The organism is Pararhizobium sp. LjRoot235 (assembly GCF_964254145.1).
Taxonomy (GTDB): domain Bacteria; phylum Pseudomonadota; class Alphaproteobacteria; order Rhizobiales; family Rhizobiaceae; genus Pararhizobium.
In genome coordinates, this window is sequence record NZ_CAXUSP020000001.1 from 2,483,808 (window position 1) to 2,508,890 (window position 25,083).

Annotated in this window: 29 protein-coding genes, 2 tRNA genes and 1 pseudogene; 23 read left to right on the plus strand and 9 right to left on the minus strand. The window is 59.7% G+C overall.

Annotated features, from left to right (window positions below; all coding sequences use genetic code 11):
• Nucleotides 1–212 precede the first annotated feature (212 nt).
• The 10 genes from ACSQ2Z_RS11895 to ACSQ2Z_RS11940 all read left to right on the plus strand — a co-directional run bounded on the left by ACSQ2Z_RS11895 (nucleotide 213) and on the right by ACSQ2Z_RS11940 (nucleotide 6,509).
• Nucleotides 213–635 (plus strand): hypothetical protein, encoded by a 423-nt coding sequence (locus ACSQ2Z_RS11895; protein WP_436081392.1) that lies wholly within the window; start codon nucleotides 213–215, stop codon nucleotides 633–635.
• Nucleotides 625–1,155, plus strand: coding sequence for a hypothetical protein (locus ACSQ2Z_RS11900; RefSeq protein WP_436081393.1), 531 nt, complete (start codon nucleotides 625–627; stop codon nucleotides 1,153–1,155). The genes ACSQ2Z_RS11895 and ACSQ2Z_RS11900 overlap by 11 nt, the downstream gene beginning before the upstream one ends.
• Nucleotides 1,156–1,165: 10 nt before the next feature.
• Nucleotides 1,166–1,750 carry a hypothetical protein gene (locus ACSQ2Z_RS11905; RefSeq protein WP_436081394.1) on the plus strand — a complete coding sequence of 195 codons (585 nt, stop codon included), beginning with the start codon at nucleotides 1,166–1,168 and terminating at the stop codon, nucleotides 1,748–1,750.
• Nucleotides 1,747–2,235, plus strand: coding sequence for a hypothetical protein (locus tag ACSQ2Z_RS11910; RefSeq protein ID WP_436081395.1), 489 nt, complete (start codon nucleotides 1,747–1,749; stop codon nucleotides 2,233–2,235). The genes ACSQ2Z_RS11905 and ACSQ2Z_RS11910 overlap by 4 nt, the downstream gene beginning before the upstream one ends.
• Nucleotides 2,236–2,237: 2 nt before the next feature.
• Complete coding sequence (locus tag ACSQ2Z_RS11915; RefSeq protein ID WP_436081396.1) at nucleotides 2,238–2,798, plus strand: hypothetical protein; 561 nt, start codon at nucleotides 2,238–2,240, stop codon at nucleotides 2,796–2,798.
• A gap of 54 nt (nucleotides 2,799–2,852) precedes the next feature.
• Nucleotides 2,853–3,371, plus strand: a complete 519-nt coding sequence (locus tag ACSQ2Z_RS11920; protein ID WP_436081397.1) for a hypothetical protein — start codon at nucleotides 2,853–2,855, stop codon at nucleotides 3,369–3,371.
• The gene (locus ACSQ2Z_RS11925) at nucleotides 3,371–3,730 is read left to right on the plus strand and encodes a hypothetical protein (protein ID WP_436081398.1); all 360 of its coding nucleotides are present in this window, start codon (nucleotides 3,371–3,373) and stop codon (nucleotides 3,728–3,730) included. Before ACSQ2Z_RS11920 ends, ACSQ2Z_RS11925 begins: the two co-directional genes overlap by 1 nt.
• A 1-nt stretch (nucleotide 3,731) precedes the next feature.
• Nucleotides 3,732–4,772 carry a hypothetical protein gene (locus tag ACSQ2Z_RS11930; RefSeq protein WP_436081399.1) on the plus strand — a complete coding sequence of 347 codons (1,041 nt, stop codon included), beginning with the start codon at nucleotides 3,732–3,734 and terminating at the stop codon, nucleotides 4,770–4,772.
• An 85-nt stretch (nucleotides 4,773–4,857) separates the two neighbouring features.
• On the plus strand, nucleotides 4,858–5,325 hold the full coding sequence (locus ACSQ2Z_RS11935) for a hypothetical protein (protein ID WP_436081400.1): 468 nt from the start codon (nucleotides 4,858–4,860) through the stop codon (nucleotides 5,323–5,325).
• Nucleotides 5,322–6,509 (plus strand): hypothetical protein, encoded by a 1,188-nt coding sequence (locus ACSQ2Z_RS11940; RefSeq protein ID WP_436081401.1) that lies wholly within the window; start codon nucleotides 5,322–5,324, stop codon nucleotides 6,507–6,509. Before ACSQ2Z_RS11935 ends, ACSQ2Z_RS11940 begins: the two co-directional genes overlap by 4 nt.
• Nucleotides 6,510–6,595: 86 nt before the next feature.
• On the opposite strand, the gene ACSQ2Z_RS11945 is transcribed toward ACSQ2Z_RS11940, so the two are convergent.
• The 3 genes from ACSQ2Z_RS11945 to ACSQ2Z_RS11955 all read right to left on the minus strand — a co-directional run bounded on the left by ACSQ2Z_RS11945 (nucleotide 6,596) and on the right by ACSQ2Z_RS11955 (nucleotide 7,938).
• Nucleotides 6,596–6,805: a hypothetical protein gene (locus tag ACSQ2Z_RS11945; RefSeq protein ID WP_436081402.1), complete on the minus strand. Its 210-nt coding sequence runs from the start codon at nucleotides 6,803–6,805 to the stop codon at nucleotides 6,596–6,598.
• A gap of 678 nt (nucleotides 6,806–7,483) precedes the next feature.
• Nucleotides 7,484–7,777, minus strand: a complete 294-nt coding sequence (locus tag ACSQ2Z_RS11950) for a hypothetical protein (RefSeq protein ID WP_436081403.1) — start codon at nucleotides 7,775–7,777, stop codon at nucleotides 7,484–7,486.
• Nucleotides 7,774–7,938 (minus strand): hypothetical protein, encoded by a 165-nt coding sequence (locus ACSQ2Z_RS11955; RefSeq protein ID WP_436081404.1) that lies wholly within the window; start codon nucleotides 7,936–7,938, stop codon nucleotides 7,774–7,776. Before ACSQ2Z_RS11955 ends, ACSQ2Z_RS11950 begins: the two co-directional genes overlap by 4 nt.
• Nucleotides 7,939–8,065: 127 nt before the next feature.
• Between ACSQ2Z_RS11955 and ACSQ2Z_RS11960 the strand changes: the two genes are divergently transcribed.
• From ACSQ2Z_RS11960 to ACSQ2Z_RS11970, 3 genes are read left to right on the plus strand one after another with little or no spacing between them, the layout of a single operon-like run.
• Nucleotides 8,066–8,290 carry a hypothetical protein gene (locus ACSQ2Z_RS11960; RefSeq protein WP_436081405.1) on the plus strand — a complete coding sequence of 75 codons (225 nt, stop codon included), beginning with the start codon at nucleotides 8,066–8,068 and terminating at the stop codon, nucleotides 8,288–8,290.
• Nucleotides 8,287–8,547, plus strand: coding sequence for a hypothetical protein (locus tag ACSQ2Z_RS11965; protein WP_436081406.1), 261 nt, complete (start codon nucleotides 8,287–8,289; stop codon nucleotides 8,545–8,547). Before ACSQ2Z_RS11960 ends, ACSQ2Z_RS11965 begins: the two co-directional genes overlap by 4 nt.
• Nucleotides 8,544–8,783 (plus strand): hypothetical protein, encoded by a 240-nt coding sequence (locus tag ACSQ2Z_RS11970; protein ID WP_436081407.1) that lies wholly within the window; start codon nucleotides 8,544–8,546, stop codon nucleotides 8,781–8,783. The genes ACSQ2Z_RS11965 and ACSQ2Z_RS11970 overlap by 4 nt, the downstream gene beginning before the upstream one ends.
• A gap of 121 nt (nucleotides 8,784–8,904) precedes the next feature.
• Here ACSQ2Z_RS11970 and ACSQ2Z_RS11975 read toward each other — a convergent pair.
• From ACSQ2Z_RS11975 to ACSQ2Z_RS11985, 3 genes are all read right to left on the minus strand, one after another.
• Nucleotides 8,905–8,994, minus strand: a tRNA-Ser gene (locus ACSQ2Z_RS11975).
• A gap of 294 nt (nucleotides 8,995–9,288) precedes the next feature.
• Nucleotides 9,289–11,757, minus strand: coding sequence for a PAS-domain containing protein (locus ACSQ2Z_RS11980; protein ID WP_436081408.1), 2,469 nt, complete (start codon nucleotides 11,755–11,757; stop codon nucleotides 9,289–9,291).
• Nucleotides 11,758–11,837: 80 nt separating this feature from the next.
• Nucleotides 11,838–12,935, minus strand: a complete 1,098-nt coding sequence (locus ACSQ2Z_RS11985) for a branched-chain amino acid ABC transporter substrate-binding protein (RefSeq protein WP_436081409.1) — start codon at nucleotides 12,933–12,935, stop codon at nucleotides 11,838–11,840.
• A gap of 234 nt (nucleotides 12,936–13,169) precedes the next feature.
• Between ACSQ2Z_RS11985 and ACSQ2Z_RS11990 the strand changes: the two genes are divergently transcribed.
• The 8 genes from ACSQ2Z_RS11990 to ACSQ2Z_RS12025 all read left to right on the plus strand — a co-directional run bounded on the left by ACSQ2Z_RS11990 (nucleotide 13,170) and on the right by ACSQ2Z_RS12025 (nucleotide 21,108).
• Complete coding sequence (locus ACSQ2Z_RS11990; protein ID WP_436081410.1) at nucleotides 13,170–13,415, plus strand: hypothetical protein; 246 nt, start codon at nucleotides 13,170–13,172, stop codon at nucleotides 13,413–13,415.
• A gap of 270 nt (nucleotides 13,416–13,685) precedes the next feature.
• Nucleotides 13,686–14,717: a septal ring lytic transglycosylase RlpA family protein gene (locus ACSQ2Z_RS11995; RefSeq protein ID WP_436081411.1), complete on the plus strand. Its 1,032-nt coding sequence runs from the start codon at nucleotides 13,686–13,688 to the stop codon at nucleotides 14,715–14,717.
• Between the two features lie 66 nt (nucleotides 14,718–14,783).
• Nucleotides 14,784–15,932 (plus strand): D-alanyl-D-alanine carboxypeptidase family protein, encoded by a 1,149-nt coding sequence (locus ACSQ2Z_RS12000; RefSeq protein ID WP_436081412.1) that lies wholly within the window; start codon nucleotides 14,784–14,786, stop codon nucleotides 15,930–15,932.
• A gap of 115 nt (nucleotides 15,933–16,047) precedes the next feature.
• Nucleotides 16,048–16,770 carry a dTMP kinase gene (gene tmk, locus ACSQ2Z_RS12005; RefSeq protein ID WP_436081413.1) on the plus strand — a complete coding sequence of 241 codons (723 nt, stop codon included), beginning with the start codon at nucleotides 16,048–16,050 and terminating at the stop codon, nucleotides 16,768–16,770.
• Complete coding sequence (locus ACSQ2Z_RS12010; protein WP_436081414.1) at nucleotides 16,767–17,810, plus strand: DNA polymerase III subunit delta'; 1,044 nt, start codon at nucleotides 16,767–16,769, stop codon at nucleotides 17,808–17,810. Before tmk ends, ACSQ2Z_RS12010 begins: the two co-directional genes overlap by 4 nt.
• A 119-nt stretch (nucleotides 17,811–17,929) precedes the next feature.
• A complete protein-coding gene (metG, locus tag ACSQ2Z_RS12015) occupies nucleotides 17,930–19,480 on the plus strand; it encodes a methionine--tRNA ligase (RefSeq protein WP_436081415.1) in 1,551 nt (516 codons plus the stop codon).
• Between the two features lie 10 nt (nucleotides 19,481–19,490).
• Nucleotides 19,491–20,270, plus strand: a complete 780-nt coding sequence (locus tag ACSQ2Z_RS12020; protein ID WP_436081416.1) for a TatD family hydrolase — start codon at nucleotides 19,491–19,493, stop codon at nucleotides 20,268–20,270.
• A gap of 1 nt (nucleotide 20,271) precedes the next feature.
• Nucleotides 20,272–21,108, plus strand: a complete 837-nt coding sequence (locus ACSQ2Z_RS12025; RefSeq protein ID WP_436081417.1) for an MBL fold metallo-hydrolase — start codon at nucleotides 20,272–20,274, stop codon at nucleotides 21,106–21,108.
• Here ACSQ2Z_RS12025 and ACSQ2Z_RS12030 read toward each other — a convergent pair.
• Both ACSQ2Z_RS12030 and ACSQ2Z_RS12035 read right to left on the minus strand, forming a co-directional pair.
• Nucleotides 21,101–22,054: a phosphoribosylaminoimidazolesuccinocarboxamide synthase gene (locus tag ACSQ2Z_RS12030; RefSeq protein WP_436081418.1), complete on the minus strand. Its 954-nt coding sequence runs from the start codon at nucleotides 22,052–22,054 to the stop codon at nucleotides 21,101–21,103. The genes ACSQ2Z_RS12025 and ACSQ2Z_RS12030 overlap by 8 nt on opposite strands.
• 174 nt (nucleotides 22,055–22,228) lie before the next feature.
• A tRNA-Glu gene (locus ACSQ2Z_RS12035) sits at nucleotides 22,229–22,303 on the minus strand.
• 263 nt (nucleotides 22,304–22,566) lie between these two features.
• Between ACSQ2Z_RS12035 and ACSQ2Z_RS12040 the strand changes: the two genes are divergently transcribed.
• The gene (locus ACSQ2Z_RS12040; protein ID WP_436081419.1) at nucleotides 22,567–23,994 is read left to right on the plus strand and encodes an ISNCY family transposase; all 1,428 of its coding nucleotides are present in this window, start codon (nucleotides 22,567–22,569) and stop codon (nucleotides 23,992–23,994) included.
• A 288-nt stretch (nucleotides 23,995–24,282) separates the two neighbouring features.
• A pseudogene (locus ACSQ2Z_RS12045) lies at nucleotides 24,283–24,374 on the plus strand (integrase catalytic region); the annotation flags it as partial.
• Nucleotides 24,375–24,569: 195 nt separating this feature from the next.
• On the opposite strand, the gene ACSQ2Z_RS12050 reads toward ACSQ2Z_RS12045, so the two are convergent.
• Nucleotides 24,570–24,908, minus strand: coding sequence for an EF-hand domain-containing protein (locus ACSQ2Z_RS12050; RefSeq protein ID WP_436081420.1), 339 nt, complete (start codon nucleotides 24,906–24,908; stop codon nucleotides 24,570–24,572).
• Nucleotides 24,909–25,083 lie beyond the last annotated feature (175 nt).

A 25,083-nucleotide genomic window follows, 5' to 3' on the forward strand; every position in this document is an offset into this window, starting at 1 on the left:
AGTAAGCCACCCTCCCGGCCTCGATCTTCACAATTTCCCCGAAGCAGATCAGACGTGATCGATTGCGATAGTGAGGTACCTCACGACCGGTAGGCGGAGACAATCTCCGCATTACCTTTTTGATTTCATTAGCTAAATTGTTGCCTCTTCCAATTTAGGTACAAATCATGGTACAAACCATCGTGATTTGAACGGGATTCCGGAGCCTTAGAATGTCCGCAGAAGCCGCAGCGATAGACGCCCGAAGCAGCCCGGTTACAGCACCGAAAGGCGTCCGACTGTCTGCTTGTCTGATCGATCGCCGCACGCGAGCGTGGAAGCGGCGCTGCGAGCTGGTCGACACTTTCACGGCTGCCCTCGGCGGGGCAGGGGCTTTGGATGCCGTCCTGTCCTCACGGATCGAGGACGCTGCCGAGATGCGCACCATTGCCGAATTGTCGCGTGCCCGCTTCCTTGCCGGCGAGAACGTGCCTCTGGAAGAAATCACCCGCCTGGAGAATTCCGCGCGTCGCGCCGAGCATTTGCTTTCCCTGCCTAAGCGCGTCGTCGGGCATGACACTGGACCGGATACCGATGGCCCTGGTTCTCGCATCCTTGCCCTTCTCCGTCGCGAGCGAGGTGCCCATGAAGCCTGATGCCGATCGCAGCGAACTGCTGGGCCAAGTGATCGAAATGCTGCTGTCCGATCGAGAGAAGGCGCTTTCGACTGGGAACATCACAGCCGCAATCACTGCCAGCAAGACAGTTGCCGACCTTCTGGCGCTTCGCATTCAGCGCGCGCCGGAAGATGAGGGCGGGGATTCGCCGCTTGAGGTGGAGGACTTGGACCCTCGCCAGCTCGGCCGCGCGATCCTTGCCGTACTTGGCGAGGCGGCACTTGATGACGCCCCCGAACCTGCCCCCCAGACCATTCAGCGCGCACAGCACGAACTCACAGCGCAGCGCTTCGAAGAGGTGGACGAGGTTGCCGCGCTCGATCTTTCGGATTCCCCCGAGCCGGCAGTTGGCGAGCGTGTTCTGATCGGCACCGTTGGTTGCTGGGTCGAGTTGACCCCCGATGGGCGCTGGAGGGCGATGCACGCTGACGGTTCATTGCACCGGTACTGCAAGAGCCGGGACGAGGCCGAGCGGCAGGCTGCCGCGCTGACGTGGTGAAGGAACCCAGATGACACAAACCATTTCCGCCCGCATCGTGGCCACCGAGGCCAGACTTGCCTCCCTTCGCGCGAAGAGGGGCGCCGCCGTTCTGGATGATGCCGACTTTGACGCTCTCGAATATGCGAACGCAGAGGCCGAATTAGAGGCGCTGAGAGATGCTGAGACCATATCCGTCCGCCGCGAGCGTGAAGCCGCAGGACAGACCCGGACAGAGCGCAGGGACGAGCAGCGGGCAAAGCTCAAGCGCCTGGAGCGAGAACGCCTTGCAGCGGTCTCTGAGGCCGAGGAAGCCGTTAAGGCGCTGGTAGACGCCCTGCAGCGGGCCATTGAGGCCAACGAGGAGATTCACAGCGCCGTGCACGAACTGACTGGCCGGGGGCCGGTGGGCTTTGCACCTATATCCTTCGAAAACCGTCTTTCAATGTACCTGGCCGCCGACATGCGAAAGCTGAAGCAGGGCCCGCGCGGGAGTCGCCTGGGCCTCGTGAACTGGCCGAACTGTCCGCCTCGTCAGCATGAGGCGTGGGCCGTCGAAGAATCAAAGATCGCCAAGGCCGATTTGGCCGAAGCACTCAAAGGAGAAAATGCATGAATAAGATTGCAACAGCACAGGCCGCCGAGCCGCTCCACGATGGCAAGCCGATCGAGGTTGATCCGGGCAAGGTGGAGTTCAACGCCGAGGGGCAGTGCTGGCGCGAGTGGCAGGTGCATCTTCCTGTCGGTGCCACGAAGTCCGACCTGCAAACGCCTTCGATTTGGAAGAAGGTCCAGATTAACCGATCAAAATGCCTGTCCGTCAAGGACCGTGTGACGGTTTTTGCCGATGACGAAAGCTGGTTCGCCGATTGCATCGTGCATAAGGCGGATTCGACGGGTGCATGGCTGCGCTTCTCGAAGGTGAGCGACTTCCGCGAGGCGGGCGATATCTGGAGCGACGGGACGCTGGAAACCCGGTTTACCGGCGGTTCGTGGTACGTGCATCGCGTCTCGGATGGGATCCGGACAATCAACATCGGTTTCAGCACGCGCGATCAGGCGGTTGCCGCGGCGCTGGCGTCCTATCCTAAGAGGGCGTGACGATGGCAAACGATATCGTCTACCGCCCGGATTGGAACGTCGCAAGCGTCGATGCCGCCTCGACAATCGCGGGCGGCTATCTTAGGGGCAGCGAGATGCCGGTAGCTCGAAGCATACCGGATGATCTGCCTTCCGCACTGAAATCCCGATGGTCGGAGAAAGAGGCCGGCGGTCTCGGCTATCGGCTCGCCATTGCTCAAGACGCGGCTTCCACGGTCCTTGGCAGGCTCACAGAAGAGAGCCGTGCGGATCTCGTCGCTGCGGTGGACTCCCTGCCGGAAGGCGTCCGGGCGGTTGTATATGCCGAGTTGGGGGAAGGCGTGTCGGGCCACGTCCGTGACGCCTCTCCAGCCGATGTAAGCGCCTTCGCTGCAAGCGAGATCGGGCACCAGCTCGTCAGCGAATGGGGCGGGCGAGCGCCTAAGCGCGTTGCCACATTCAACAAGCGCGCCGATCGGATGCTCGATTCCATGACCGATGAGGGCGTGGGGTACTTCATGGCTCGCTTCACGACCTTGGACGTCGAGCAAGCCAAGGCATTTATCCGGGAACTTGGAAAGTAGGACGATGGCTCCATTATTCACCCCTACGTGTCGGCAGTCGGTGGCCTTGGCGGGATGTTCAGCACAATCATGCCGATCGTGTCGGGCGTCGGCACGATTGCTGGCGGGATGATGCAGGCACAAGGACAACGGCAGGCTGCGGCCTCGCGGAAGGCTAACCTCGACTACCAGGCCAAGCAACTCGAAATGCAGGGCAAGGAAGAAGTGGCAGCCGCGCAGCATGACGCCTTCCAGAAGCGGAGAGAGAAAGACCTTGCACTTTCCGCGCTTCAGGCAAGAGGCGCGGCCAGCGGCTTCGAAACGACTGACCCGACTGGCCTACAGATAGGCGAAGACATCGCCAAGTACGGCACCCTGCAAGAAATGATGGCGATGTACGGCGGCCGATCGCGCAGGGCTGGCCTCGATGCGGAAGCGGTAGGGCGTAGGGCCGAAGGTACGGCGGCAGTTCAAGGTGCCAAGTCGGCGGCCATGGGAACCATTCTAGGCGGGCTCACGTCCGGCTTTGCTCGCTTTGCTGAGTACAAAGCGCCGGCCGCGACGACAAACTATCGCTACGGAAGTTACAGCTAATGGCGATCACAAAACGCCTCTCGACGCGCCCATCCGGCAGCGCAACACAGCGAGTGCCGGATGATGTCATCGGCCTCGGTCCTTTCCTGTTGCTTGAGGGCGATTTTGGCGGGGCGCTCGCATACGAGGGCGAGGCCGATGGAATCCACCTTCTTCTCGAAGGCGATTGGGCAGACAGCGAAGAGACAGGCGGCACGACCAAAAGAATATCCGGGGCGATCACCCAGCGGATTACGCGTCGGATGCCAAAAGATGTCATCGAGATTGGTCCCTTTCTGCTCCTGACGGGCGATCATGAGGGCGCCTTGCGACTGACGGACGAATTCAGCGGTTATCTCAAGCTTACGGGTGAATACTGACATGGGTGTGAACGCAAAACTGGCAGACATTACAGCCGTAAACTCTTTGGTTGGCGGGGAGTTAATCTACGTCGAGCAGGGAGGCAATTCCAGGCAGGCGACCCTTAGCGCGGCTGGAGCACGGTTCCTCGATAGCGGCGACATGATTTCCCCCCTGAAAATGCACGTTCTCAGCGGACTGTCCGGGGCAGGTTACACACCGTATCTGGACATGAATGTTCAGGAGTCTTTCACATCCGGCTCCAGTTTCCACATCACCAGCGCCGTAGTGGGTGAGAAGCTCGCAGGCGGCACGGGCCCTCGCACCGCGCATTATGTCACCCAAGGTTCTGCCGTCGATGAGGCCGGCAAATTCATCGTCGGCATTCAAGGGACCGCTATCGCCAGATCGGGATCCTCAGGGAATTTCTTCGGCGTCAATGGCTACTCTGAAATTTTGTCGGGCGCGGCGTCTTCGGCCGAGTCCGTTGGTGGCGAAATGAACACATCAGTTCGCAACACGAGCGTGCTGCGGAAAGTAGGCATGCATATTGCAGATGTTGACGGTTCGACGGCGGCCGGAACCGTGTTTGACGCCGGTCTGATGATCCTGCGATCGTCGGATAGCGTCGGCTATTTGCACGGTATCCATTTCAGCAGAAACAGCGGGGCAGGTTTCCCGATCAAATCCACCGGCACTATCCTTGAAACGGACACGGGCGCTGTAACTGATGGCATCGACCTTTCGAATTTGACCATTTCGGGAAATGCGTTCGCATCAAACCAGTTCCACGTTGATGGCCTCGGTAAACTTCAGGCTCTAGGCGTCTTTGCCCGCGCTGGATCAGCGGGGACGGTAAGATCGAACGTCTTCAACGTCGATTGGGATGGGACAAACCCGCTCCTCTACATCGACACCACATCTCTAGGACAAATCGTCTATTCAACCGCAACATCTGCATCAGCGACAGCAGGGGCGGCAACGCTGCCCGCGAACCCGGTAGGATTCCTCACGGTAAAGCGAGACGGGACGAACATCAAAATCCCGTATTATGCGGAGTGAGGGCGGCTTGATGCACCTCGTCGCCGTCATCGCCTCTTTCGTTTTCATCGCGGCTACGGTCGCCGACCTGATTTAGGAGAAGCCTATGAGCTACATGTTCCAGTACGCGGGCCAATGCCTCGGAGATCTCATCGAGAGCGGCGCCATGCTGTCGGCCGATACCGATACCGAGATTCTGCCACTCGATGTCGTGAGCGTGATCCTGAAACAGACCCTCGACGGTCCTTTTTCTGAGTTGGTCAACTCGCTCGGGATGGGCGGGCACGCGGGCGTCGTGAAACTGTTCCTCGGCACCCGGGAAATGCCGGAAGGTGGAACGGTCTACATCGTCGGCCAACTGAATCCACCTTGTCTGTCTCCGATCCCGGCGAACGCGATCGAGGCATTCCATAAGGTAGAGGGCGTGTCATTAACAGACGGGCTTGGCATTCACGATCAGGCCGCCTTGAAGCTGCTCTTGCCGTTTGCGGGCGAGGGGGAGGCCGTGGTGCCAGTCAACACCGAGTTTGTTTCGAGATGGCCGGCGCCCAGTTTTCAGGAGTTGGCGCTATGATGCACATCGAACCGCAACGCCTGCTCGGCGGCATGACCATTTCCGCCATCCCAGACATGGCCCGCGTGGTTATGGTGCATGGTCTGACTTCAACATTCCGCGACGGCTTCATTCCGATGGTGCGGAACTTCAAGGCCGCAAAGCTGGCATTCAATGAGGTCAAAGCCGCGGGCACGGCGCTTGATATGGTGCTCGATAGCCGAACAATGGCGCTTGCGGACATCACCGGGGACTTTGGCCGCCATTCCAAATTTGAGAGGGGCATCAAGGCTCTATCATCTCGGTTCGGTGTCGCCTCGCTCATGGCGCCTTGGAGCGCCGCAATGAAGCAGTTCGCCGGCCTCGTCACCATGACTAATCTGCTGCAAGCATCGCAGCGCGTGTCCATTGGGACGGCGACAGCCGACGATATCCGGAAGCTGGCTGCGTCGAATATCAATCCCGACCTTGCGAACCGTATCGCCATGGAATTCGGCGCCTACGGTGATTATGGCGACGATATGGGTGGGGTGCTTTTAGCCCGGGCGGGATCGTGGCGGGATAGGGAAGCGCGTGAAGCCTTTCGGGCTGCGGTTGTCCGTGACGTTGACCGCATCATTGTCACGCCGGGTCAGGACAAGCCCTTGTGGATGTCTACCGAACTCGGCAAAACCGTGGGGCAATTCAAATCGTTCTACATCAGCTCAATGCAGAAAACCTTCATGGCGGGGCTGCAACAGAGAGATGCCGCCACGTTGAGCGGCGTTGTTCTCACGCTCGGCCTCGGTGCCATGACCTATTTTCTCAAGCAGGTGGCTGCAAATCAGCCGCTTTCCGACAACCCGGCACAATGGGCGGTCGAGGCTTTAGACAAATCAGGTTTAACCGGCTATCTGATGGAAGCCAACAACGTCGCTGAAAAGGCCACACGGGGCACGTTCGGCCTTTCCGCTTTCACTGGTGAGCAGGTTTCCCGCTATGCCAGCCGCAACGTGACGGGCACGTTCCTTGGCCCCACGCCAGGCGCGATATCCGACATTTTCGAGATATCAGGTTCCATATTTGCCGGCGGCACGACGCGGGGGGATCTTCGCAAGGCGCGGCAACTGATTCCGCTGCAGAACCTGGCCTACATCCGGCGAATCCTCGACGAGGTGGAAAGTGCAATGGGTGGCGCTCTAGGCCTTGAAGAGAAGGCCAAATGACGTTCATTTGAGATCCTGCCGCGTTCGCGCACGGTGGGCTGTTGGGGCTGGTGACCGGCGTTAGCAGGGCCGGCCCCTTTCCATTCTCAAAACCCGAACACATGGAAGTGGACGAGAAATGGATAGATCCCCGACAGGAGAGTTCCGAGGGTTGCGAGCACGGCGATTGTCGTTTGGAACCAATCTAAGCGTAGCCTGCTTTCCGTCTTCACTACCTCACCATTCCACAAAAGCCGTCCTTTTCCGTCTACTGTGAAGCGGCGCATATCATCCCAAGTTAAGCCATTTTCCTGCATTCACCTCTCCAACGTCTAAGTCTAATGATCGGCTAGATGCGCTCGTTCGGAACGCATTTGATTTGCGATGCCGGTGGCTGATTGTCTCGCGTTGCTTTGTACTGCGAACTGTCCTTGGCGGACGTGCAAAGAGGCATCTGTATGAGGTCAAAGCCCTTGGAGGCAAGGCAGCGCTCGATGTAGCGATCTCGCAAGTCCTGATTGGCGTCCGAAGTTGTTGAGCGGGCAGGCACGTCAACAGCGCCTATGCGATTGCACGTCGTCATGTTCCCGATTGTCGAACACTGCAGCGTTCCAGGGTTGGAATAGCCCCCGGAGGTCTGCGTGACCATCGCCTGCGGTATGGCTTGCAACGACGCAATGCTGCATTCGTCGTCTGCCAGTTGCCGTTCCGCAAACGTCGAACCCGTTCTATGGATCATGTTCACGGGTCCAGATACACAGCCGGCCAGTAGAGCCGCCGCGGCGATAGAAAGTTTACGCATGATCGCCCCCTCATCAGTGGGCGCGATAAAATCCCAGATTGAGTAGAATGGCAACGCTCACGGGCAAAAACTGCAGAATGAAAAAGGCCGGGTTTCCCCGACCTTCTGCGCGGCCCTCATTGCCGGTACATCCGCGGTCAATGACAGGCCGTAGCAAGAATCTAGGCGCCGATCACGATATCGGCAAGGCCCGCTAAACGCCGTTCATGAAGCGGAGAATGTCAGTCACTGCCATCACCACCGTCGCGACCGCTGCGAAGAAGGTAAACAGTGCTATCAGCCCGCCGATCAGCGTGGCTGCCCAACTAAGTTTGACTTCAGTCTTGAGCTTCTTACCGTCCCAGTAGAGGCCGCGGGCTTGGTCTACTCCAAGCAGCGTCAGACCATGCAAGTTGACGGGGCGCACCCCTTCTGGCCAGTCATCTGGCGTTTCCACATCGGCGAACGCACGGCCCCTGATCGCGTCCCAGTCCACCTTGTCTTTCATTCGGCCGCACCCTTTGCCAAGAATCCCTTGGCCTCCAAGTCGTCGACAATGAGCTTTTCAACATAGGACGCAACGGTCCTGCGGTCAGCTTTGGCGGCATTCTCCAATGCCTCTTTCACAATCGGTTCGATCCTGAGTCCAAGTGCGGCAGTGCGCGCCATTCTATCCCTCGTTTACAGATGTTAGCAGATGTTAGTTGACTACTGTCGATAAGCGTTATACATCAACTAACGTTGTTAGACAATGACAGCAAAAAGGCGTAGTTAACCCGATCGCGAGGATATCAAAATGCCAAATACACAAACCGAGCTGGCCCGCGCGCCCGTTCCCATCGTTTCTGTCGTTCCCACCGGCCGCGGCAGCTACCGCCGTTTTGAGGCAACGACGCTCGAAGAAATCTTGTGGCTCTTCGACAAGGCGCCTGAAGAATTCCGGGTTCTGACCAGGGATGAAGTTATCGCTGAATGGCGGCTTGCAGAGGCACGTGTTGAAGCGCAGGAGGTCCGTCGATGACACAGATCACACGGAGAACGATCCTCGGCGGTCTCGCCGCTACTGTTGCCCCATTGCCGGCCGTCGCCGCTCCAGCGTTGGACCTGCAGTACTGGCTTGATACCGCTGATCCGGTTCAAGTTGCCGAGTACCACGCCGCGCGCCTCGCTGAGGTCATGGGCGCTATGAATCCCGCTCGCCGCTGGCGGTCCCACATCGATCGTGAATACAACTTCGCTCTGATCGTCGGCGACGAACTCAAGGGGGCAGGGCAATGAGCGCAGTTTCCCTCGACGATGTCTTCCATGACATCACGGATCTCAGCCGGCTAATCGAAGCAACCTATGACAGGCTGATGGATATGGACTTCGGTCCGCCTGGCTCCCGCAATATCGAACTCGATATAGTTGCGTCACTCACCAAGATCGCCCGCGACAAGGCGGAGGGCCTCGTTAATGGTCTGGAGGCCAACCATGTAACGATCGGCGCCGGTTGGACCGTTGGCGATAGTTGAAACATGAAGGAACGTGCCGAGAGCCCGCTGCGGAAACGTGGCGGGCTTTTTCTTTGCCTGCACCTAGTTTTGTACGCAATAAGCAAAAAATGCCTGAATATGCAATTAAATCAAGGGCTAATGGCGGAAGAGGTGGGATTCGAACCCACGGTACGGTCTCCCGCACGCCGGTTTTCAAGACCGGTTCCTTAAACCACTCGGACACTCTTCCATCTAATTGAAAAGGTTCATCTTTCCGGTTTATCCGGAAGGTTTAAAATCAGCGTTTGCTACCGATTTGCTACCTAATCACTCGATGGCTGGCTTTTTAGCAGCTTTGGTCGCCGCGTCAACTTGCTCTGCAGCATTTGCCTGCATTCCCGGCATGGCATGAGAATGGAGGTCAGTAGTCCCTATTGTAGAATGACCAAGGCGCTCACTGGCGATCTTCGGGTGCACACCGGCGGCCTGCGCTAGTTGACGAGGGCGGTAGAAGTTGACGATCCGGGTGCGGGCGCGAGGCCTGCTACCCGGGCTTGTGACAAAGTCGATCGAGCGCCTCGCGAAGCGCGGTTGCGGCCTGGTTGCGTTCGTCGACAGACATCAGCTCGGGTTCAGCCTCGAGCTTGAGATGCGGCAGCTCGGTTCGAACGGCGCTGCGGGCGGCGACTAGATTGGCCTTCAGATCGAGGACGCGAAAGGTGGCGACGGGATAAGCGAGGCCCCTGATCTGGACGTGCCCCAGCTCCACGCAGGCGATCGTGTCCTTCACGTGCGCAAACGTCTCATAAGAAATGAGCACGGCGCCCGGCGGCGCCTCCTGTTCGAGGCGCGAGGCAAGGTTCACGGCGCCGCCGATGATCGTGTAGTCCATCCGATCCTCACTGCCAAAGTTGCCGACAGTGCAGTAGTCGGTGTGGATGCCGATGCGGCATCGCAGCGGTGCTTCAATTCCGATGTCGCGCCAGATTTCGGCAAGTTCGCTCATCCGCTCCTGCATCGCGAGAGCCATCTGCACGCAGGCGAGCGCGTCCTCCCTGACGCCGCGGGTCTCGGGATCGCCGAAAAACATCAGGATCGCGTCGCCGACATACTTGTCGATCGTGGCGCCGTGTTCCAAAGCAATCTTCGACATTTCCGTCAGATAGTGATTGATGAGCTGGGTGAGATCCTCGGACTCCATCTTGTCGGTGGTCTCCGTAAAGCCGGCAATATCGGAAAAGCATATTGTCAGCTTCTTCCGCTGGCTGGCGATCCTGACGTCCTGACGGCCGGTGAATATCGAGTTGTATACTTGCGGCGCCAGATACTTCGCCAGCTTGCTTGAGAGCGCCTCGAGCGCTGCGGATTTCTCGGCGAGATTCTGTTCCCGTTGCTTCAGCTCCGTGATGTCCGAATAGACGGCGACTGTGCCGCCGCCGGTGAGCCGCCGCTCGCTTATCAGAACCCACCGCCCGTCGCCTCGCCGCTGCACCCACGGTTCGCCGGGATTGCGGTGCCGGGAGAGGCGCTCGGCGACCCATTCCTCGAACCGACCCTCAGCATCCCTGATGTAGCCGCGCTCAGCGGATCGGCGAATGACGTACTCGAATGTCGTGCCGGGCGTCAGTTCGATCGCAAGGTCGCTATAAAGCAGCTCGCGGTACCGGCTGTTACTGAGGACGAGCCGGTCCTCCTTGTCGTAGAGAGCAAACCCCTCGGAGATGCTCTCGATGGCATCGACGAGCCGTTGGCGCGCCTCGGCAACCTCGCGCAGGTTTTTTTCCTCGACCTCGACTGCGGTGTCCCTGAACAGCCTGAGCGCCTCGGCCATGCGGCCGATTTCGTCACCGCCCGCGGCAGGCAGCGGCGCACGAAGATTGCCGCCGGCGATTGCGAACATGCCTTGGCTCACCGCTCCCAGACGCGCGAGAAGGCTACGGTCGACATAGAGCCAGACAATCAGAACCGAGCTCAAGAGGCTGAGAAAGGCGGAACCAAGGACAACTCCCGTGCCGTAGCGCTGGACGACCGCGGCTTCGAGACCGGACGCGGCGATCTCGCGATCTGCCGTGGCGACCAGGTGATCGACGGCAGCGGTGAGATTGCGGGACAGCCGATTGTTTTCGGCCAGAAGCTTTTCGCCCTCAGCCAGGACGGCAAACTCGTCCTGTCGCGCCTTCGGAATGCTGTTGTCACCATCGATCAACGCCTTGAACTCGCCCACCCGCAGTTGAAAGCGGGTCCGCAGCTTCTCATCGATCTCGGTTGAAACCGTTTCGAGGACGGCGAGCGACCGGCGCAGCGGAAAGAGCATCAACGCAAGATCGCCTGGCGTCGGTGCGTTCGCCAACTTAATCAGAGCGTCGTTGACGGCGGATATCTCCTGGTGTGCCCTCTGCTGGGGGATGTAGGCCGTAACCGCCTCGACTAGGTTGATAGTCGCCGCCGCGCGTTGGTCTGGGGCGAGCGACGCGTCGGCCGCGACAGTCCTCCCTTGCGCAAGTTTGGAATTCATCACCAAGATACCAGCCGCCAGGAGGCGCTGGCCTGCAATTGTCGTAGCCGATAAGCGGCGTAACAACTCCTCCTTGCGCGCGACCACGGTAAGGCGCGTGGCAACAAGGTCGTCGAGTGCGTCGAGGTTGCGCCGCAGACCAAGCACCGCCGCCTCGATCTCGGCCACCGCCGCCGTGCCAAGCGTGGCGCCCTTGAGCGCGGCAAGCAGTTCCTCGAGGCGCGTCATCTCGACCCCGATCGCAGCCGAGACCTCGTTGTGCAGTGCCTTGCTCGTCGAAGTCAGTACAGACGGCGCAGTTGCCGCGACCCGCTCGGCCTGGCGCGACAGCTGGAGGGACGCTAGCGCCGACGGCACCCGACCCCTGGTTATGCCGTCGACGACCTCTCCTACCTGGAGGAAGGCATAAAGAGCAGCTGCCGTCGCGAGCACCGCGAAGGTGCTGATGCCGAAGAATGCCAGCAACAAGCGGCCGCGTATGCCTAGGCGTTCAAGCATCGCAGCGACGCTTAATCTGAGCAATCGCGCTGACTTGATCTGCATAAGATGCCTCAAGCGACGCGTGTGGCGGGCTCCTCCTATTCAACCGGCACATACTCTCCACCCCGCCAGACGTACCACACCCAGCTTTGGTTCGTGAGGTCGCCCTTGTCGTCGAAATCGACCGGGCCCAGCACAGTGTCGAACTCCTGTCCGCGCAGTGTCGCGATGACCGCCGGCAGCTCGAGAGAGGCTGCCTTTTCGACCGCCTGTGCCCAGAGCTGGACGGCAGCGTAGCTCAGCAGCGTGTAACCTGCCGGCTCGAAGTTTTCGGCACGGAACCGCTCCACGACCGGGGCCGCTTCGGGGTTTCGCCGTGGATCTGCGGAGAACGTAAAGAGGGTCCCCTCGGCACCCGGGCCGGCGATCAGCGCAAACTCCTCGGTCGCCAGGGCGTCGCCCGAGATGACCTGAAGCGCGTAGCCGCGGTCGCGTGCAGCACGAGCGATCAGCGCAACCTCGGCATGATACCCGCCAACATAGGCTACGGCGACGTTCGCAGCCTTGAGTGCCGCGATTTCAGCCGAATAGTCGTTCTTTGCAGCGGTGTACGCGCGGTAGATCGCTTCAGTCACACCCCGCTTGTTCAACTGCTTTCTGGTAAATTCGGCAAGACCTTTGCCGTAGGTGGTGCCGTCATGAAGGATCGCAATGTTCTTGTCGCCCCAATGATCGGCCAGGTAGTTGCCGGCCACAACACCCTGCGCATCGTCGCGACCAATGACGCGGAACACGTTGTCACGGCCTTGTTCGGTCAACAGCGGATTGGTCGATCCTGGTGAAATTTGCAGAACTGCCGCCGCCTCGTACACCTTCGATGCCGGGATCGAGGCTCCAGAACAGTAGTGACCGACAACGAGCACCACACCATCAGCCACCAGCTTTTCGGCGGCGGCCACCGCTTGCTCGGGATCACAGAAGTCGTCGACGCTGATGAGCCGCAGCTGCTGGCCGAGGACGCCGCCCGTCGCATTGAGATCGGCAACGGCCATCTCTGCGCCACGCTGGCCCTGCTCACCGATCCAGGCGAGCCGTCCAGTCATCGCGGCCGAAACCCCGATCATTACCTCCGCCTGCGCGGGGCAGATGATCAGGGCCGCGAGCGCGGCGATGGCAATGGTGACCACGCGGTGCATGACTACATCCTAACCTTTAGCTTACGCTAATCCAGCCGGCGCCGACAGTCCTTTCCGCAAGCGCGGATACCTCGCCTGGTTCTGCTGCGCACCCGGCTCGTTTCTGCGCGAGCGACCCAGGGACGAGCATTCTGTCTCGTGGGAAGCTTTATTCTCGCGCTTCACCAAGGACTGACGCCAGCGGAACAAAACCGGCAACTCCCCGTTTTCTGAGCGTATGGAGGAGTTGCAGCAATGGTGCTCAGGGTCCTTCCGATGCTTTGCCTGTTCGGGCTAATGGCCGTTTCGTCGGCCGCTGCGGCGCTGAAGGCGCCACAGGTCTACGCGGCGGAGGTTGTCGATACGAGCTTGAACGGCGTCGAAGACGGAAAACGAAAGGCCTGCGTCCCGCCGGATCCGCAATATATTGCCGCCATCGTTCGCGACGCCAGTGGAAGGATCATCGGCATCAAGTACATCATTATCCAATATGTGTGTTGAAAACCGACCTTTCCGCATCAAACAACTGTTTTCCAGTCGCAAGAGGCATCGTATAGATCGCTTTATTTCGATGTCTTGCATCAGGAATATTAATCTTTCATAAACCATAATCTCAAATGTTCCGTTTTGGCACGGTTAACCATTCGCAATTTCGCCACGTTGTTGTCATGATTAATCGACTGTTACGTTTCGTGACGCCGGTTCTTTCGCGCTGGGGCATGCGCGAGAGGGTACCGAATACGGCTTTTACGAATTGCGATTGTGGGACACATGACATCCAATCAGACTGCGGCTTTTCTCTTCCAGGGATTGCGTCTTGCCGCCATCCCCGTGCTTTGCGTCGCGCTGACGGCGTGCGGATCGACGGGCAGCGTCAAGAAAGACAGGACACGCAGCAAGGAATATTTTGCCGAGTCGATCTATGGCGTGAAGGCCAGCCCGCGTGTTGCGCAGGGCCGGAACATCCCGAAGGGAGGTGGCCGCTATCAGGTTGGCAAGCCATACCAGGTGAAAGGCAAGTGGTATCAGCCGAAAGAGGATTTCGGTTACAACAAGACCGGCATATCCTCCTGGTACGGCTCGGCGTTTCACGGCCGCCTGACCGCGAATGGCGAAGTCTACGACAAGTATCACCTGTCGGCCGCCCACCCGACGTTCCCGCTGCCGAGCTATGCCCGCGTCACGAACCTTGAGAACGGTTCTTCGGTGGTGGTGCGCGTCAACGATCGCGGCCCCTATGAAATGGGCCGGATCATCGACGTGTCGTCCAAGACTGCCGAATTCCTCGACATGAAGCGCAAGGGCAGCGCCAAGGTGCGGGTCCAGTATATCGGCAAGGCGCCGCTCGAGGGCAACGACATGCCCTATCTGATGGCGTCTTATGTGAAGAAGGGTGATCGCACGCCGAGTGCGTTCCCCGAAGGACAGATCGCAACCGGCGTGATGGTCGCCTCGAACGAGCCGTTGCACAAGCAGGCCGGCAGTCTCGGCACGCTGGTAATTCCTTCGAAGTCGAACATCGAAATGGGCGTGCCGGTCACCGCGCTTGCCGAAACCGAAATGCCGCCTGCCTCGTCGCCAGCGCTCGACGCGTTTGTCATGCTGCCGGAAATCGGACCGATCCCGACCGAGCGACCGGAATTCATTCCCCTGCCTGATGGCAACATGGCCTATGCCGCGGCTTACGTCGAAGCACGGGTCAGCACGTCCGAAACGGCTTTCGATGCCATCCTGGTCGACCAGAACCCGCTGACGCCAAATTCCATCCTCGAATATGCAAAACGCCAGAGCGTCCTGCGCTAATCCGAGATGCGGCGATTGATCCCCGGTGGGCCGGCTGCTATGGCCGGAGAGGAACCGGAGTTTGGAATGCGCGCACGGCTGGTCTCAGTCTTCATTTTCGTTGCTCTCCTCATCTGCGCACCCGCGCAGGCCGAGACCTTTGAAACCAAAGCCAAGCAGGCCTATCTGATCGATGCCGAAACCGGTACGGTGCTTTTTGCCAAGGATGAAAATGCGCCGGTGCCGCCGGCATCGCTTGCAAAGCTGATGGCGGCAGAGGTCGTCTTCGATGCCATCCGCAAGAACGCGCTGACGCTCGATACTGAATTTCCAGTCTCGGAACACGCCTGGCGGACCGGTGGCGCACCATCCGGCACCTCGACGATGTTTGCCGCTTTGAAGTCGCGCATCCGCGTTGCCGATCTCCTCCAGGGCGTGACCGTCCAGTTCGCCAATGACGCCTGCATCATCCTGGCAGAAGGGATGATCGGCAGCGAGGACGCCTTTGCCAGTCGCATGACGGAACGGGCCCGTGAACTGGGACTGACCGCCTCGGTTTTCCACAATGCGACGGGACTTCCCGATCCACAGAATAAGGTGACAATGCGCGACATGGCGATGCTCGCCCGGCACATCCACGCTCGTTACCCGGAATTCTTCCACTATTATTCCCAGGCCGAATTCGAGTGGAACAAGATCCTCCAGCGGAACCGCAATCCGCTTGTCGCGGCCAATATCGGTGTCGACGGTTTCGTGACCGGGTTCGCCGAGGGGTTCGGTTACTCGATGGTGGCGACCATGCAGCGAAACGACCGACGTGTCTTTCTTTCCATCGGCGGGCTGGCAAGCGACAAGGAGCGGATCGAGGAGACGCGCCGGGTGCTCGACTGGTCGATGACCGCCTTTGAAAAGAAGCAATTGTTCGCGGCCGGCGAGGCCGTCGGCGAAGCCGCCGTCTATGGCGGAGTGCAATCGCACGTCACTTTGGTCACGCCGGATGCCGTCGATGTCCTCGTCCCCGTCAACAATCCTGAGCGCCTGTCGGCCAAGGTGATCTATCGCTGGCCGCTGCATGTCCCGCTGGAGGCCGGTCGCCACGCAGGCACGTTGAAGATCTGGAACGGCACGCGGCTGTTGCGCGAGGTTCCGGTCGAAACTGCGGCAGCCGTTGGGGAGGGCTCGCTGGCAAGCCGGGCGGCTGACGCGCTGCAGGAACTGTTGTTTTTCTGGCTATGAGGAAATGACGGAATCGACGGTTTCGCCGTCCAGGACAATCCGCTAAACAGAATTTTGCAAGCGCTGCACCCGCAAGGGCAGCCAGATTATAAACACGCCCGTCCTACGCCGGGCGATGGCAGTCATACGGGAATCGAGAGTGTCAGTTGGAAAAGGCCTGTTCGTTACATTCGAAGGCGGCGAGGGGGCTGGGAAGTCCACCCAGATTCGCCTTCTCGCCGATTCCTTGCGTGACCGCGGCTTAATGGTTCTGACCACGCGCGAGCCCGGCGGCTCGCCGGGGGCGGAGGCAGTGCGGCATGTGCTTCTTTCCGGTGCGGCGCAGGAGTTTGGCGTGCGCATGGAAGCGATCCTTTTTGCCGCCGCACGAAGCGATCATGTCGAAGAAATCATTCGGCCGGCGCTTCTGAATGGCACCGTCGTCCTGTGCGACCGATTCATGGACTCTTCGCGCGTCTATCAGGGCGTGACCGGCAACCTGGAACCGTCCTTCATCGAGGCTCTGGAGCGGGTCGCGATCAACGGCGTAACCCCGAATTGCACCATCATCTTCGACCTGCCCGCATCCGTCGGTCTTGACCGTGTAAGGCGCCGCGCCGCGGTGGCGGATGCGCCGGCCGGCGAGGAGGTCGAACTCGACCGGTTCGAGAAGGAAGAACTCGAAACGCATGAAAAGCGCCGTGAGGCCTTCCTTGATATCGCCAGAGCCGACCCCAGGCGCTGCCATGTGGTCGACGCGACAGCGAGCGCCAGCGACATTGCCGCAGCCGTGCTTGCGATTGTCGAGCCGTTGCTGTCCGCGGGCGGCGATGGACCGGAAACGGAAGCGGCGCAATGAGCAGCGATCGATTTGACGTTCTGGACGGCGCAGTACCGCCAGCCGAGAATACCAAGCTCTTCGGTCATGCCGAAGCGGAGCATTTTCTGGCGCAAAGCTACCGGTCGGGAAAGGGGCACCATGCCATCCTCATCGAAGGGCCAGCGGGTATCGGCAAGGCGACGCTTGCCTTCCGCTTCGCCAACCATGTGCTGACCTACCCCGATCCGTCTCTGGCGCCGGCGGAACTCACCGATCCTGATCCAACCTCGATCGTCAGCCGGCAGATCGCGTCAGGCGCGTCGCACAACCTTTTGCATCTGACGCGGCCGATTGATGACAAGACCGGCAAGGTCAAGAGCGCCATCACCGTCGACGAGGTGCGCCGGGCCGGCAAATTCTTCTCGCAGACATCCGGGACCGGCAACTGGCGCATCGTCATCGTCGATCCGGCCGACGACCTCAACCGAAACGCCGCCAATGCGATCCTGAAAATTCTCGAGGAACCGCCAAAGCGCTCGCTGTTCCTGGTGCTGGCGCATGCGCCCGGCAAGCTTTTGCCGACGATCCGTTCGCGCTGCCTGCCACTGCAACTGAAGCCGCTGGCGCCCGACGCTTTGCGCGACGCTATGACCAATCTCGGCCTTGACCTTTCCGGTCCGGACGCACAAAAGGTGCTTGCGGCGGCGGATGGCAGCGTCGCGGAAGCGTTGAAGCTGATCAATTATGGTGGTCTCGATATCATGACCGCCTTCGAGACGATCCTTGCCGGGCAGGGACCGGCGATCCGCAGGGATATGCACAGGCTCGCCGATGTTCTGTCGGCCAAGGATAACGAGACCATTTTCGATTTCTTTTCCGCGCTGGTCAGCGGACATATCATGCGGGTGGCGCGACAGGCGGCTGTTGCCGGCGACCTCGCCCGGGCCGAACGTTTCGCGCGGCTATCGGCGACCATCGCCGAGCGGCTGTCCCTGGCACAGGCCTATAATCTCGATCGCAAGCAGACCGTGCTTTCAATCCTCGACGACATCAAGGCAGAGTCCCTTCCGGCGGCCTGAACTGCCGCTGCGTGTGTGACAGCCGCGGACAGCTTTTCTGAGGGTGCACTGTTTCATCCCGGCATGGGATGCGCTAATAGCCAGACACCAAAAGATTAGACACAGGCCGAAACTCGATCATGACCGACACGTCCCCGTTTTACATCACCACCGCGATTTCCTATCCGAACGGCAAGCCGCATATCGGCCACGCCTACGAGTTGATTGCGACGGATGCGGTGGCCCGCTACCAGCGGCTGGACGGGCGCGACGTGTTTTTCCTGACCGGTACGGACGAACACGGCCAGAAGATGCAGCAGACGGCCCGCAGGCAAGGCATCTCGGCGCAGGAACTGGCCGACTGCAACTCCGCCGAATTCCAGAAAATGGCGGTACTCCTCAATGCCTCCAACGACGATTTCATTCGCACGACCGAGAAGCGTCACCACGAAGCCGTGAAGAACATCTGGATCCGCATGGGCGAGGCGGGCGACCTTTACAAAGACAGCTATTCCGGCTGGTATTCCGTGCGCGACGAGGCCTACTACCAGGAAGGCGAGACCGAACTGCGTGCTGACGGAGTCCGCTACGGGCCTCAAGGGTCGCCGGTCGAGTGGGTGGAAGAGGCGAGCTATTTCTTCAAGCTTTCCGCCTATCAGGAAAAGCTGCTCAAGCACTACGAGGAAAACCCGGACTTCATCGGCCCGGCCGAGCGTCGCAACGAGGTGATTTCCTTCGTGAAATCCGGCCTCAAGGATCTTTCCATGTCGCGCACGACGTTCGACTGGGGTATTCCGGTTCCGAACGATCCAGGCCATGTCATGTATGTCTGGGTCGACGCGCTGACCAACTACATCACTGCGACCGGCTACCTCACCGATCCGGAAGGGCCACGGGCGAAATACTGGCCGGCGGACATCCACATGATCGGCAAGGACATCATTCGCTTTCACGCGGTCTACTGGCCAGCCTTCCTGATGTCGGCCGGCCTGCCTTTGCCGAAGAAGGTCTTTGCGCATGGCTTCCTGCTAAACAAGGGCGAGAAGATGTCGAAGTCGCTCGGCAATGTCGTCGATCCCTTCAATCTGGTCGAGCATTTCGGCCTCGACCAGATCCGCTATTTCTTCCTGCGCGAAGTCTCCTTCGGCCAGGATGGCAGCTACAGCGAGGAGGGGATCGCGACCCGGATCAATTCCGACCTCGCCAACGGCATCGGCAACCTTGCCAGCCGTTCGCTGTCGATGATCGTCAAGAATTGCGACGGGCAGATCCCCGAATGCGGACAGCTGACCGAGGAGGACAAGGCGATGCTGTCATCGGCCGACGCGCTGCATGCCTCGACGCGCGACGACATGAATGCTCTGATGATCCATCGGGCGCTAACCTCGATCATCGCCGTGGTTTCCGAGGCCGACCGCTATTTCGCCGGCCAGGAGCCCTGGGCCCTGAAGAAAACCGATCCCGCGCGTATGGCGACCGTGCTTTACGTCACGGCCGATGTCGTGCGCCAGATTGCCATCCTGCTGCAGCCGTTCATGCCGGAATCGGCCGGGAAGCTGCTCGATCTCGTTGCCGTTCCGGCCGACAAGCGCGATTTCGCGTCTCTTGGCGAAGCGGGACGTCTCGTCGCAGGAACGGCACTGGAAGCGCCGAAGCCGGTATTCCCGCGTTACGTCGCGCCGGAAACGTAAGGACGAGAAAATGCTGATCGACACCCACTGCCATCTGGATTTCCCGGATTTCGAGGCCGAGCGCGACGCGATCGTCGAGCGCGCCCGCGCGGCCGGTGTCAGCCAGATGATCACCATTTCGACGCGGGTGAAGAGGTTCGAGACGATCCTCGGCATCGCGGAAAGCTATGCCAACGTCTTCTGCTCGGTCGGCACCCATCCGCACAATGCCGACGAGGAGTTGGACATCGAGACGGCCGATCTGGTGCGGCTTTCGGCGCATCCCAAGGTCGTGGCGATCGGCGAAGCGGGGCTCGATTATTTCTACGACAACGCGCCGCGCGACGCTCAAGTGACCGGCCTGCGCCGCCATATCGCCGCTGCGCGCGAAACCGGCCTGCCGCTGGTGATCCACAGCCGCTCGGCGGACGAGGACATGGCGGCAATCCTGACGCAGGAAACGGGGAAGGGGGCCTTCCCTTTCCTGTTGCACTGTTTCTCCTCCGGTCCCGATCTGGCCAAAGTCGGCGTTGAACTCGGTGGCTACATTTCCTTCTCCGGTATCCTGACCTTTCCGAAGTCCGAGGAACTGCGCGAGATCGCCAAGACCGTGCCGCACGACCGGATGATCGTCGAGACGGACGCGCCGTATCTGGCGCCGAAACCGTTCCGCGGCAAACGCAACGAACCGGCCTATGTTGCCCATACGGCGCGGGTCCTGGCCGAGACCATCGGCGTTTCACCGGAGGAAATCGCCGCGATTACCACCGAAAACGCCTTCCGCGTTTTCTCGAAGATGCCGAGGCTCTAAGGTGGCGGTGAGGCGGGTCTTCACCATTCTCGGCTGCGGCTCGTCTCCCGGCGTCCCGCGCATCAATGGCGACTGGGGCGCTTGCGACCCGGCCAATCCCAAAAACCGCCGCACACGGGCATCGTTACTTGTCGAGCAGATCGGTCCGGACGGCGGAACAACAACCGTCGTCATCGACACCGGACCGGATTTTCGCGCGCATATGATCGCGGCGAAAGTAAAGAACGTGGATGCTGTGCTCTACAGCCATGCGCATGCCGATCACATTCATGGTATCGATGATCTGCGCGGATACGTCCAATACACAGGCAAACAAATGCCGATCTGGGGCGACGCCGTAACGCTCGCACGCATTCGCGAGGCTTTTCGCTACTGCCTGGAAACGCCGCCCGGCAGCAGCTATCCGCCGATCGTCGAGGCTAGCATCATCGATCCGTCGTTGCCGGCGATCACGATCACCGGCGTCGGTGGCGCGATCGTCTTCCAGCCTCTGCTGCAGCACCACGGCGGCATCGTGTCCCTCGGTTTTCGCATCGGCGATTTTGCCTATTGCAGCGATGTCAGCAATTTCCCCGAGGACACGATCGGCAAGCTTTCGGGGCTCGACACGCTGGTGATCGATACGCTGCAATACAAGTTCCACCCAAGCCATCTGTCGGTCGAACAGTCGCTCGGCTGGATCGAACGCCTTGCGCCGAAACACGCCGTGCTGACCCATATGCATACGCCGCTCGACTACGAGACGCTTATGCGCGAGACGCCGGATCATGTGGAGCCGGCCTATGACGGGATGCGGCTGGAATTCGACGTAACCGATGAAGTCGGCCCGATCAGTTGAAATAGAGTTCCAGGTTACGGCGGATACGATCGAGAACGGTGGTGCCGGAAAGATCGGCTACGAAACGCTGGCCGGTGATCGTTTCGTAGGCTTCGATATAGACCTTCGAGGTCTGTTCGACGAGGTCGGCCGGAATTTCCGGGATCGGGTCCTTGTAGGGATCGCAACGTTCGGTGACCCAGGCGCGCACGAAATCCTTGTCGAAGCTCCTCGGCCGCGCGCCGGTGGCAAAGCTCTCTGCGTAGCTCCCGGCAATCCAGTAGCGGCTGCTGTCAGGCGTGTGGATCTCGTCGGCAAGAACGATACGGCCGTCCTTGTCGGTGCCGAATTCATATTTGGTATCGACGAGAATGAGGCCACGTTCGGCGGCGCGCTCCTGGCCGCGCTGAAACAGCGCCAGCGCGTAGCGGGATACGGTTTCCCATTGTTCCGGCGTCAGCAGTTTCTGCGACAGGATGTCAGCGGCGGAGAGTGGCTCGTCATGGCCGCCGTCAAAGGCCTTGCTGGTCGGCGTGATGATCGGCTGCGGAAGCTTCTCGTTGTCCTTCAGGCCGTCCGGCAGCCGGATGCCGTACATGTCGCGTTCGCCGTTGCGGTATTTGGTCAGGATCGACGTGCTGGTCGTGCCTGCCAGATAACCGCGTACGACAACCTCGACCGGCAGGATATCCAGCCGCGTGCCGATGACGACGTTGGGGTCCGGATAGTCGATGACGTGGTTCGGGCATATATCGGCCGTTTCCTCGAACCAGTAACGCGCCGTCTGCGTCAGCACTTGGCCTTTGAACGGGATCGAGGTCAGGATCACGTCGAAGGCGCTCAGCCGATCCGTTGCAATGATGATCCTGCGGCCATCCGGAAGATCGTAGTTCTCACGAACCTTGCCCTTGTAGCGTCCCGGCAATTCGGAAATGAAAGCGTCTGAAAGAATGCGCAAATCGCTCATCGGGTCCGGTCTTTCGCTGACGGTTGAGATTGCTGTCGCTTAAGCCTTGAGGGCGGCGATGGTCAAGCGGAAGGCCAGAACAATTCGGTATTCCAAATCAAATACCCGTAGGTTCGAAATAATGCCATTTGACGGCCGCGTTGATTAAGTGACTGGATCGTCAATCATTGCTTTTGGTACGCCCAACGGGACTCGAACCCGTGTTACCGCCGTGAGAGGGCGGCGTCCTAACCGCTAGACGATGGGCGCTCGGGGCCATTGGTAGCCGCGTGTTGTCGCACTGCAAGACATTCAGCAACATACAACAAATGAGAAGATTACAAAATGGCCGTCTTAGTTCCATAATGCTGATTATCTGATGCAAAAATGTAGCGGCAGTTTAGAGATGAGACATATGGGCCAGTTAGAGATGCGACAGTCGTCGCCTCTTGGGATACTGGTCAAATGTCAAGGTTTGGAAGGAAGACTGGCGACGTGAAGCGTGGTTGAGACCATGAGCGTTCGGAGTCGTCATGTCTTGTTTGATCACTATGTCGCAGAAAGAATTGCATCGTCTTGAACTGATCCAGCAGGTTCGCGGGCGGAGCCTGACTGTCGTCGAGGCAGCTGCGTTGCTCGGTCTCAGCCGCAGTCAGGTCCACCGGCTGTTGCAAGCCTATGACCTGGCCGGCGCCGATGGTCTCGTCTCGAAGAAGCGCGGCCGTACGAGCAACCGGCGTCACAGCGGGGACTTCCGCAACCTGGTGCTCGACTTGGTGCGTGAGCATTACGTGGATTTCGGACCGACCCTGGCCGCCGAGAAGCTGATCGAACGCCACCGGATTGCCGTCAGCAAGGAGACGCTGCGTCAGTGGATGATGGAAGCCGGCATCTGGGTGGCGCGACGCGAACGCAAGAAGCGGGTTTTCCAGCCGCGCGGCCGGCGCGATTGTTGCGGCGAACTGGTCCAGATCGATGGATCGCATCATTGGTGGTTCGAGAACCGCGGTCCCAAATGCGCCCTGCTCGTCTATATCGACGATGCCACCGGCAAGCTGTTGCAGCTGCGCTTTGCCGGCTCGGAGAACACCTTCGACTATCTGCACGCGACGAAGGCTTACTTGCAGCAATGGGGCAAGCCGATCGCGTTCTACAGCGACAAGCATGGCGTCTTTCGCTCGACTCACGCGTCGGAGAAAGACCGGACGAGCGGCCTGACGCAGTTCGGTCGGGCACTGTATGAGCTCAACATCGACATCATCTGCGCCAATACCCCGCAGGCCAAAGGCCGCGTAGAAAGGGCCAATCAGACGCTGCAGGATCGGCTGGTGAAGGAACTGCGGCTGCGCGGTATCGATACGATCGCGGCGGCCAACGCCTATGCGCCGGAGTTCATGGCGGATTTCAACTTTCGTTTCGGCAAGCCACCACGCAATCCCAAGGACATGCATCGGCCGCTGGCGGATCACGAGAACCTCGATGGCGCCATGTGCCGCAAGGAGGTTCGTAAGCTGTCGAATTCCTTGACGCTGCGCTATGACAAGGTGATGTTCATTCTCGATCCGACAGAGCGCGCAACGGCGCTGGCGGGCAAGAAGGTCGTCGTTTGCGACTATCCCGACGGACGCCTAGAGATCACGGACGGGGAAGCCTCCCTGCCCTACAGAACGTTCGACACCTTACGGTCCGTGCATCGCTCCGAGGTGGTCGAGAACAAACGGCTGGATGACATGCTCTCGATCGTCGCTGAGCTGCAGGCCGGGCGCCAACAACAACGCAGCAAAAGCGGACCGCGCCGCACCGGCCAGACGGACCATATGTTCGGCATTCCCGACGGCAGCCAAAGCAATGGCTACCAAAAGCGCGGCACCAAGCCTGGCAGGAAGACGGATTCTACCAATGATCCCGCCGTCATCGCCCGGCGCGAGCGTGCCCTTGCGCAGTTGAAAGCGGCGGAGTGATCGGGGTGTCAAAGCTAAAGTTTACTTTTTCAGCTGGAGCCATCCGCCACCGCCCGGGCTACGCAACCCCGACCAGCTCCACCCGGGCGGCGGCTCAGTTCTGTGTATCTACAAATATAGAATCTTGCAAAATCAGTAATAACGAATAGGATGAATGTCGCGTTTCTACATTGATTACTTTGTCTCATCTTTAAATAGCTGCCACAAAAAATGTTGCCGGGTGGGTTCAAGGATGAAGTGCGACCTGTGATAGATAACAATGATTTATCGCAAGGAACAGACAACTAAAAGCGCACCTACTCCCAATCGACATGGACGAACGCCGCAAGATCGCGCGTTGGCGGACGTCGGGCAAGAGCGTGACTGTCGTCGCCGCGAAGCAGACAGACTTTCCCCACAGCACAAGCACGCCAAAAGGCGCACGGACCATCTCCTGCACGCCACGACCCGGCTGGCTGCCAGGCTCCGGCTAGCCCGACAGCCGCTGGCTTCTCGTCCAGCAGCATCCGGACAAACTTCGGCGGAACGTGGCCAACGCCATTTTTTTCACGGCCCTCCGCACCTTTCCATGCCGCTCATTGACCTCGCATAAAGGCCTGCATTTCCTCGGTTGTCACCTTGCCGTCCTTGTTGGCGTCGACTTTATCGAATATCCGCTTGTGGATCGTCGTGACCTCCTCGAAGGAGAGTGCCCCGTCTCCATCGACATCCGCGATGGCGAACATGATTGTCATCATGTGACCCCGCATCGGCCCCCCGCGCATTCCGTCCCTCATACCGTGTCTCCCCCCCATCATCGCGCCAGGCATCATCTCAGAGGCGTCAGGCTGCGCATCTTGGCCCTCGGCCGGGGCCGTCTGTCCGAAGGTCACGGTCGTTGTGCTGGCTGAAAAAAGCGTGGCGGCAATGGCCATGCATGCCAATTTTCTCGACGTCATGTGCGTTCTCCTTCTCGGATGTGGGAACCGTTCGGCCCAACAGAGGCATTTGCTACTTTCGTTTTTCGCCGCAATGTCAATAATAGATCAATTGTCCCTGAAATGAACTGGCCGCTTTGCGCTACATCAATCCCCGACTCAAAGACGACGC

Excerpts from the sequence above, each read along its gene's own strand:
- ACSQ2Z_RS11895 (WP_436081392.1), top strand. The coding sequence starts at position 213 with ATGTCCGCAGAAGCCGCAGCGATAGACGCCCGAAGCAGCCCGGTTACA.
- ACSQ2Z_RS11900 (WP_436081393.1), top strand. The coding sequence starts at position 625 with ATGAAGCCTGATGCCGATCGCAGCGAACTGCTGGGCCAAGTGATCGAA.
- ACSQ2Z_RS11905 (WP_436081394.1), top strand. The coding sequence starts at position 1,166 with ATGACACAAACCATTTCCGCCCGCATCGTGGCCACCGAGGCCAGACTT.
- ACSQ2Z_RS11910 (WP_436081395.1), top strand. The coding sequence starts at position 1,747 with ATGAATAAGATTGCAACAGCACAGGCCGCCGAGCCGCTCCACGATGGC.
- ACSQ2Z_RS11915 (WP_436081396.1), top strand. The coding sequence starts at position 2,238 with ATGGCAAACGATATCGTCTACCGCCCGGATTGGAACGTCGCAAGCGTC.
- ACSQ2Z_RS11920 (WP_436081397.1), top strand. The coding sequence starts at position 2,853 with ATGTTCAGCACAATCATGCCGATCGTGTCGGGCGTCGGCACGATTGCT.
- ACSQ2Z_RS11925 (WP_436081398.1), top strand. The coding sequence starts at position 3,371 with ATGGCGATCACAAAACGCCTCTCGACGCGCCCATCCGGCAGCGCAACA.
- ACSQ2Z_RS11930 (WP_436081399.1), top strand. The coding sequence starts at position 3,732 with ATGGGTGTGAACGCAAAACTGGCAGACATTACAGCCGTAAACTCTTTG.
- ACSQ2Z_RS11935 (WP_436081400.1), top strand. The coding sequence starts at position 4,858 with ATGAGCTACATGTTCCAGTACGCGGGCCAATGCCTCGGAGATCTCATC.
- ACSQ2Z_RS11940 (WP_436081401.1), top strand. The coding sequence starts at position 5,322 with ATGATGCACATCGAACCGCAACGCCTGCTCGGCGGCATGACCATTTCC.
- ACSQ2Z_RS11945 (WP_436081402.1), bottom strand. The coding sequence starts at position 6,805 with ATGCAGGAAAATGGCTTAACTTGGGATGATATGCGCCGCTTCACAGTA.
- ACSQ2Z_RS11950 (WP_436081403.1), bottom strand. The coding sequence starts at position 7,777 with ATGAAAGACAAGGTGGACTGGGACGCGATCAGGGGCCGTGCGTTCGCC.
- ACSQ2Z_RS11955 (WP_436081404.1), bottom strand. The coding sequence starts at position 7,938 with ATGGCGCGCACTGCCGCACTTGGACTCAGGATCGAACCGATTGTGAAA.
- ACSQ2Z_RS11960 (WP_436081405.1), top strand. The coding sequence starts at position 8,066 with ATGCCAAATACACAAACCGAGCTGGCCCGCGCGCCCGTTCCCATCGTT.
- ACSQ2Z_RS11965 (WP_436081406.1), top strand. The coding sequence starts at position 8,287 with ATGACACAGATCACACGGAGAACGATCCTCGGCGGTCTCGCCGCTACT.
- ACSQ2Z_RS11970 (WP_436081407.1), top strand. The coding sequence starts at position 8,544 with ATGAGCGCAGTTTCCCTCGACGATGTCTTCCATGACATCACGGATCTC.
- ACSQ2Z_RS11980 (WP_436081408.1), bottom strand. The coding sequence starts at position 11,757 with ATGCTTGAACGCCTAGGCATACGCGGCCGCTTGTTGCTGGCATTCTTC.
- ACSQ2Z_RS11985 (WP_436081409.1), bottom strand. The coding sequence starts at position 12,935 with ATGCACCGCGTGGTCACCATTGCCATCGCCGCGCTCGCGGCCCTGATC.
- ACSQ2Z_RS11990 (WP_436081410.1), top strand. The coding sequence starts at position 13,170 with ATGGTGCTCAGGGTCCTTCCGATGCTTTGCCTGTTCGGGCTAATGGCC.
- ACSQ2Z_RS11995 (WP_436081411.1), top strand. The coding sequence starts at position 13,686 with ATGACATCCAATCAGACTGCGGCTTTTCTCTTCCAGGGATTGCGTCTT.
- ACSQ2Z_RS12000 (WP_436081412.1), top strand. The coding sequence starts at position 14,784 with ATGCGCGCACGGCTGGTCTCAGTCTTCATTTTCGTTGCTCTCCTCATC.
- tmk (WP_436081413.1), top strand. The coding sequence starts at position 16,048 with ATGGCAGTCATACGGGAATCGAGAGTGTCAGTTGGAAAAGGCCTGTTC.
- ACSQ2Z_RS12010 (WP_436081414.1), top strand. The coding sequence starts at position 16,767 with ATGAGCAGCGATCGATTTGACGTTCTGGACGGCGCAGTACCGCCAGCC.
- metG (WP_436081415.1), top strand. The coding sequence starts at position 17,930 with ATGACCGACACGTCCCCGTTTTACATCACCACCGCGATTTCCTATCCG.
- ACSQ2Z_RS12020 (WP_436081416.1), top strand. The coding sequence starts at position 19,491 with ATGCTGATCGACACCCACTGCCATCTGGATTTCCCGGATTTCGAGGCC.
- ACSQ2Z_RS12030 (WP_436081418.1), bottom strand. The coding sequence starts at position 22,054 with ATGAGCGATTTGCGCATTCTTTCAGACGCTTTCATTTCCGAATTGCCG.
- ACSQ2Z_RS12040 (WP_436081419.1), top strand. The coding sequence starts at position 22,567 with ATGTCTTGTTTGATCACTATGTCGCAGAAAGAATTGCATCGTCTTGAA.
- ACSQ2Z_RS12050 (WP_436081420.1), bottom strand. The coding sequence starts at position 24,908 with ATGGCCATTGCCGCCACGCTTTTTTCAGCCAGCACAACGACCGTGACC.